Here is a 7,215-nt window from a genome sequence, read left to right on the forward strand (position 1 = left end):
CTCGGCGAGCAGGAATTCCTGATGACCACCACCACCGCCAATGCCGGCAAGGTGATGCAGCATCTGGAATATTTCCTCGACGTCGTCTGGCCTGAGTTGAAGGTCACCGTCACCTCGGTGACCGACGAATGGGCGGGCGCCGCAATCGGTGGACCGAACGCGCGAGCCATCCTCGCCTCTTGCGTCACCGGCACCGCTGTCGACAACGCCGCCCTGCCCTTCATGGGCATCGTCCATGGCCAGATCGCCGGCGTACCGGTAATGATCTGCCGGCTTTCCTTCTCGGGCGAGATGGCCTTCGAGGTCTATTCCGGCGCCGGCTACGGCACTCGCGTCTGGGAAGCGCTGATCGAGGCCGGCAAGCCCTTCGACCTTGTGACCTATGGGCTCGAAGCGCTCGGCACCATGCGCATCGAAAAGGGCCATGTCACCGGCGCGGAGATAGACGGCCGCACCACCGCCCGCGATCTCCACCTCGACTGGATGCTGTCGAAGAAGAAGCCCTTCATCGGCTCGGCCATGATGGACCGCGAGGGTCTGGTCGCCTCCGATCGGCTGCAGCTCGTCGGTCTCGTCTCGCTCGACAACCGGCCGTTCAACGGCGGCGCTCACATCGTCGAGGAGTTGGACGAGGCCAATCCACACGATTCGATCGGCCACATCACGGCCTGTTGCTATTCGCCGGCGCTCGGCAAATACATCGCGCTGGCCCTGGTCAAGGGCGGCAAGGCGCGCCACGGCACACGGGCCTTCGTCTCCGACCCGTTGCGCAACCGGTTCGGGCCGATCGAGATCGTCTCAAACCATTTCTACGATCCGGACGGGAGCCGCATGCATGGCTGAGCGTCAATTGCCTGAACGCCTGTCGCCGCTCGAGCCGGAATACCATCCGGGCTCGCATGGCAATTTCGAACATGGTGTCGACGTCATCCTGTCCGAAACACGGCCGGGCTCGATCCTGCAGCTCGCCGCATGGCCGGGCGAAGAGAAGCGGCTGATGTCCGGCATCTACAAGGTGACCGGCCTCGCCTTGCCGGATGCCGCCGGCGGTGGCGTGACCAACGGCGCCAAGTCGGCATTCGGCTTCGCACCCGGCAAGTTCACAGTGGTGGGCGAGACGGAAGGGCTGGCGTCCGCTTTCACGGGCGTCATCACGTCTACGGTTGGTACGGTCACCGATCTCTCCCACGGCCGTACCGCGATCCGTGTCGCCGGGCCGAAAGCTGAATGGGTCATGGCGAAGTTCTTCGCCATCGACTTCGCCTTGCCGGCCTTCCCGCTGGGCGCCGGCCGTTCGACCAACCATCACGACATTTTCGCCCAGATCCAGCGCACCGGGGCCGACCAGTTCGACATATACGTCTTCCGCTCCTTCGCGCGCTCGTTCTGGAAGGCCTTGTGCCACGCCAGCGAGGAAGTCGGTTACGAGGTCCAGTAAGGCAGTCCCGGGAAAAGGCCCGAGGTTTCCTTCCGCGTGAGCTATGAGCCAAAGCATTGGTCCAGCGTGCTTCTGGCACTATCGACGGCCGCAACTGCTGCTTGAGCCTTGGGCCAGCAATGATGATAGATAGGAATCACGGGCGCTTTGCCGGGGCAGGCGCCCGTCCAGGCAACCAGTTCGACCATACCCTTCCATGACTTTAGAGACTTCGGCGACGGCCACGACCCGCTTTGCTCCAGCGGACGGCCCGTCGATGCTGTTGCCGGCAACAGTCGCCTGCGGCGTCTTCATGACCAGCCTCGACCAGAACGTCGTCGTCACCGCGCTGCCCGGCATCGGCGAGAGCCTGGATCGCCCGCCGAGCCAGCTCGGCCTGCTGATCACCGTCTATGTCGCCAGCCTCATCGTCACCATGCCGCTAGGCGGCTGGCTGGCCGACCGCTTCGGCCTGCGCAACGTCTACTGCTTCGCGCTGCTGGTCTTCGCCAGCGCCTCGGCGCTCTGCGGCCTGTCGGAAAACATCTGGATGCTGGTCGGCTCGCGCGCGCTACAGGGCTTCGGCGGAGCTCTCATGGGCACGCTGGGCCAGGTCGTGATCCTGTCGAGCTTCCCGCGCGACCGCACGCTCAAGATCAACATGTATATCTCTCTCGCGGGCCAATCCGGTCCGCTGGTCGGGCCGCTCGTCGGCGGCGCGCTCACCACCTATGTTTCGTGGCGCTGGATCTTCTACATCAACATCCCGATCGCGCTCACCGCTGCGCTGCTCGCTGCCTCGTTGTTTCCCTCCACGACCAAGCCGGTCCGCACCCCCTTCGACTTCCCTGGCTTCCTGCTCGTCGGCAGCGGCATGGGGCTTCTCGTCTTCGGCATGGACTCGCTTGCCGCGAAGGATGCGGCAAGCAGCATTATCGCCTTGGAGCTCGGGCTGGCGATCGCCATCCTTTGCGTCGCGGCCCTCTACTGCCTGCGCGCTCGAAATCCGCTGCTCGACCTCAAGCTGCTGCGCATCCGCACCTTCCGCATCAGCTTCCTCACCGGCGGTGGCCTCGACACGATCGGCCTGAGTTCGGTGGTCTTCCTGTTGCCGCTGATGTTCCAGTTGGGCTTCGGCATGAGCGCCGTGCAGGCCGGATCGCTGACCTTCGTGGCGGCGATCGGATCACTGCTGATGCGCTTCTTCATGCCCCGAATCCTAAACCGTTTCGGTTTCAAGCGGGTGCTGATCACCAACACGCCGATCGTCGCCCTGCTGGTCGCCGGCTTTGCCTTGATGCATGAAAGCATGCCGACCTGGATCGTGCTCGCCTACATCTTTGTCTTCGGCCTCTTTCGCTCCGTGCAATGGGCCTCGACGGGCAATCTCGCCTATTCCGATATCGCGCCCGAGCAGCTTTCCCGGTTCAGCGCGCTCTATTACATCCTCTGGCAGCTGGCGGTGGCAATCAGCGTCGGCCTCGCAGCGGCGTTGCTGTCGCTGCTCGCCGGCGGCGGCAAGGCAAGTGTCAACGACTATCGTATCCTGTTCGTCGTCGAAGGCCTGATCACATTGTGCGCCCTGTTCGCCTATCTCCGGTTGACGCCACGGGATGGCGCCCATGTCAGCGGCCATGGCGCGCATATGAACACCGAGTAGGCTTCCGGGCCGCGCAGTGTTGCTGAACTGCAGTCGCCTTACTCTGCGAACGTCACCCAGTCCTCAAGCGGCGCGCGGTCCGTGCGGAACTCGTTCTCGGGCTTCGAGGTATCTTCGTAGCCAAGCGCCATGCCGCAGACGACGATCTCCTCGTCTGGAATGTCGAGCACCGGCCGGATTTGCCTGTGGTAAGGCGCGAAGGCCGCCTGCGGACAGGTATGCAGGCCCCTGCCCCGCGCCGCGACCATGATGTTCTGCAGGAACATGCCATAGTCGATCCACGAACCCTGGTTGAGGCGTCGGTCGACCGTGAAGATCATGCCAACCGGCGCATCGAAGAAGACGAAGTTGCGGTCGTGCTGCGCCCGCATCTTATCGACCTCGCGCCGACCGATACCGAGCGCGCCGTAGAGACCGAAGCCGTTTGCGCGGCGGCGGGTGAGATAGGGCTCGAAGAACTGGTCGGGATAGTAGCGGTACTCGTCCCACTCGGCCTTCTCGGCCCGGATGCCCGAATTCAGGATGGCGTCGCTGATTCGCTGCTTGACCTCGCCCTTGGTCACATAGACCCGCCAGGGCTGCATATTGGTTCCCGACGGCGCGCGCGCCGCGACAGCCAGGATGGCGCGGATCGTCTCGTCATCCACCATATCGGGCAGGAAGGCGCGCACCGACCGGCGCGACATGATCGCCTCGTCGACGATCGCCTCATCCGAAGCGATCCGGCTATTCTTTTCCAGCATGGGTCGTCCCTTCGCGCATGGCCGGAACCCGCAACCGGTTCCCGCAACGACCATCCGCAGACACCTAACAACTAAAATGGTCCCCGACCGGACGTCCCCACTCGCCGTTCGTGCGCGAGCCTTTGCATCAACCGCAAAAATCACGCAAGCAAATCTTGTGGCCCATGAAAATCCACTTGATTTTTTCATGAGCTTGCTATCTCATGAAATTTGTTCACCTTTTTTCACGAGAGCCGATTGGCCGCGACCGCTGACAGACCGGAGCAGGATAATGCCGAGCGGCTGCTCGCCGGCGATATCCGTGCGCTGCGTAAGGCGCGCGGACTGACGCTGGCCGAGATTGCTCTCAAGCTCGGCCGCTCCGTCGGCTGGGTCAGCCAGGTCGAGCGCGGCCTGTCGGTCCCTTCGCTGGGCGACCTCAGGGCCTTCGCGGAACTCTTCGGCGTCTCGATCAGTCTGTTCTTCAGCCATGACGTCCCTGTCGAGCAGGAGCGAGGCGTCATCGTGCGAGGCGGCCGCCGCCGTGTGCTTGGCACAAGTGAATCGGGTCTGGTGGAGGAGCTTCTGTCCCCCGACCTTGGCGGTAGCTTCGAGGTGGTGCGCTCCGTCTTCGCTCCGGGCGCGGAGATGAAGACGGCTGCGCTGCGGCCGACCGAGGAGGCCGGTTACATTGCCTCCGGATTGTTCGACATCGAGATAGCCGGCGTCTGGCACCGGCTCGGCGAAGGCGACTCGTTCCGCTTCGAGGGCAAGCCATACCGCTGGCGCAATCCGGGCACCGAGCCAGCGGTCGTCATCTGGGTGGTTTCGCCGCCGGTATACTGATTTGGATTTTGGAGGAAAGAACATGGCCGGTTTGCCGACCACGGCACGCGTGGTGATCATCGGGGGCGGTGTCGTCGGCGCCTCGTCGCTCTACCACCTATGCAAGGCAGGCTGGACCGACTGTGTGCTGCTGGAGAAGAACGAGCTGACCTCGGGCTCGACCTGGCATGCAGCCGGCAACGTACCGACCTTCTCCTCGTCTTGGTCGCTGATGAACATGCAGCGTTATTCGACCGAGCTCTATCGCGGGCTTGCCGATGCGGTCGACTATCCGATGAACTACCATGTCACCGGCTCGCTCAGGCTCGCCCATAGCAACGAGCGCATGCAGGAGTTCCAGCGCGCCAAAGGCATGGGCCGCTACCAGGGCATGGATATCGACGTCGTCGGCCTTGACGAGATCAAGCGCCGCTACCCCTTCATCGAGACGCATGAGTTGAAAGGCGCACTCTACGATCCGAGCGACGGCGACATCGACCCCGCGCAGCTGACGCAGGCGCTGGCGAAGGGCGCGCGCGACATGGGCGCGAAAATCATCCGCTTTTGCCCGGTCACCGGCGTTCGCCGCGAGAATGACGAATGGGTAGTCACCACACCGCAAGGCGAAATCCGCTGCGAGATCGTCGTCAACGCCGCCGGCTACCGTGCGGCCGAAGTCGGGAAAATGTTCGGCCGCGAAGTGCCGATGATGGTGATGAGCCACCAGTACATCCTGTTCGAGGAAATCCCCGAACTCGCCGCCTGGACGAAGGAACAGGGCAAAAAACTGCCGCTGCTGCGCGACGTCGACACGTCCTATTACCTGCGCCAGGAAAAGAGCGGCATGAATCTTGGCCCCTATGAGCGTAACTGCCGCGCGCATTGGGCAACCCACAACGATCCTATGCCTGAGGATTTCTCCTTCCAGCTCTTCCCCGACGACCTCGACCGTCTCGAGCATTATCTCGCCGACGCTGTCGCCCGGGTCCCGATCCTCGGCACCGCAGGCTTGTCCAAGGTGATCAACGGGCCGATCCCCTACGCGCCTGACGGCAATCCACTGATCGGGCCGATGCCCGGAGTGCCGAACGCGTTTGAGGCCTGCGTGTTCACCTTCGGCATTGCCCAGGGCGGCGGCGCCGGCAAGGTGCTGGCGGAGTGGATCACCGAGGGCCAGACAGAATGGGATATGTGGTCCTGCGACCCGCGCCGCTTCACCTCCTTTGCTTCCGCGCCTGACTATTGCGTGGCCAAGGGCATGGAAATCTATGGCAACGAATACGCCATCCAGTTCCCGCGCCATGCCTGGCCGGAGGGACGCAATCGCAAGCTGTCGCCGCTGCACGATCGCATCAAGGCGCTGGGTGGCCAGTTCGACGCCTATAATGGCTGGGAGCGCGCCACCTGGTATGCAGGCTCCGGCGACGACACTTCGGAGGAGTCGACGCTGACCTTCCGCCGCGACGGACCCTGGCAGCACCGGGTGCGCGAGGAATGCCTGGCGGTGCGCGACGCCGCCGGCATTCTCGACCTTCCGGGTTTCTCTCGCTTCAATCTCGAAGGTCCGGGTGCAGCCGACTGGCTGGCGCGGCAAGTCACCGGCCTTGTGCCGAAACCCGGTCGCATCGGCCTCGTCTATTTCGCCGACGACAAGGGCCGCATCGTCACCGAGATGTCGGTCGTGCGCCACGGCGAGGACCAGATGACGCTGATCACCGCGGCGGTCGCGCAATGGCACGATTTCGAATGGCTGAAGTCGCGTATGCCGGCCGATGCCGCCTTCACGCTGACCGACCGCACGGAAGAGTATTCGACGCAGATCCTCGCGGGGCCGAACTCACGCAAGATTCTGGCCGAGGTGTGCGACGCCGACCTCTCGCTCCTGTGGCTGACGCATCAGGAAACGACCATCGCCGGGCGCTGGGCGAAGCTGGTGCGCGTTTCCTTCGCGGGCGAGCTCGGCTGGGAGATCCACACCAAGGTCGACGATACCGTTGCGGTCTTCGACGCGGTCTGGGCCGCAGGCCAGAAGCATGGGCTCAAGCCGTTCGGCATGTACGCGCTGGATTCGCTGCGGCTCGAAAAAGGCTACCGCGCCTGGAAGGGCGACCTGTCGACCGACTATTCGATCCTGCAGGGCGGCCTGGAACGCTTCGTCAAATGGGACAAGCCCGACTTCCGCGGCAAGGCGGCCTTGCTCAACGAGAAGCAGCAGGGCGTGAAGAAGCGTTTCGTTACGCTTGTCGTCGAAAATCCGGGCGATTGCGACGCGCCTTACATGTCGACGCTCTGGCATGACGGCAGGATCGTCGGCGAGACGACATCGGGCGGCTGGGGCCACCGCGTCGGCAAGTCTATCGCGCTCGGCATGCTGCGCACGGATCTCTCGGAACCGGGCACCGCGGTCGAGGTCGAGATTTTCGGCGATCGCTTCAAAGCCGTCGTCCAGAACGACGAGCCGCTATGGGATCCGAAGAACGAGAAGCTGCGGGCATGACCTCCGTCATCCTCACCGACGGCGGCATGGGTCAGGAATTGGTCCGGCGCAGCAGGTCCGAGCCGACGCCGTTGTGGTCGGCCAGGGTGCTGAT

At 63.7% G+C, this 7,215-nt stretch carries 6 protein-coding genes and 1 pseudogene; 6 read left to right on the forward strand and 1 reads right to left on the reverse strand.

The genetic code is table 11. The features are described 5' to 3' along the window. The 3 genes from Q0L57_RS01190 to Q0L57_RS01200 form a co-directional block, all read left to right on the forward strand. A partial coding sequence (locus tag Q0L57_RS01190; RefSeq protein WP_296736624.1) for an aminomethyltransferase family protein occupies positions 1 to 843 on the forward strand: 843 nt, incomplete at its 5' end. A 7-nt stretch (positions 844 to 850) separates the two neighbouring features. Then, complete coding sequence (locus tag Q0L57_RS01195; protein ID WP_366940847.1) at positions 851 to 1,438, forward strand: sarcosine oxidase subunit gamma; 588 nt, start codon at positions 851 to 853, stop codon at positions 1,436 to 1,438. A 256-nt stretch (positions 1,439 to 1,694) separates the two neighbouring features. Next, on the forward strand, positions 1,695 to 3,077 hold the full coding sequence (locus tag Q0L57_RS01200; RefSeq protein ID WP_296736627.1) for an MFS transporter: 1,383 nt from the start codon (positions 1,695 to 1,697) through the stop codon (positions 3,075 to 3,077). A 38-nt stretch (positions 3,078 to 3,115) separates the two neighbouring features. On the opposite strand, the gene Q0L57_RS01205 is transcribed toward Q0L57_RS01200, so the two are convergent. Further along, positions 3,116 to 3,820 carry a nitroreductase gene (locus tag Q0L57_RS01205; RefSeq protein ID WP_296736629.1) on the reverse strand — a complete coding sequence of 235 codons (705 nt, stop codon included), beginning with the start codon at positions 3,818 to 3,820 and terminating at the stop codon, positions 3,116 to 3,118. Positions 3,821 to 4,057: 237 nt separating this feature from the next. On the opposite strand from Q0L57_RS01205, the gene Q0L57_RS01210 reads away from it, so the two are divergent. From Q0L57_RS01210 to Q0L57_RS01220, 3 genes and pseudogenes are all read left to right on the forward strand, one after another. Then, positions 4,058 to 4,645, forward strand: coding sequence for an XRE family transcriptional regulator (locus tag Q0L57_RS01210; RefSeq protein ID WP_296736631.1), 588 nt, complete (start codon positions 4,058 to 4,060; stop codon positions 4,643 to 4,645). Positions 4,646 to 4,667: 22 nt separating this feature from the next. Beyond that, positions 4,668 to 7,121, forward strand: a complete 2,454-nt coding sequence (locus Q0L57_RS01215; RefSeq protein WP_296736635.1) for an FAD-dependent oxidoreductase — start codon at positions 4,668 to 4,670, stop codon at positions 7,119 to 7,121. After that, positions 7,118 to 7,215 (forward strand): annotated as a pseudogene (locus Q0L57_RS01220) (homocysteine S-methyltransferase); the annotation flags it as partial. The gene Q0L57_RS01215 and the pseudogene Q0L57_RS01220, both read left to right, overlap by 4 nt.

Source organism: Mesorhizobium sp. (assembly GCF_024509055.1).
Lineage (GTDB): Bacteria > Pseudomonadota > Alphaproteobacteria > Rhizobiales > Rhizobiaceae > Mesorhizobium.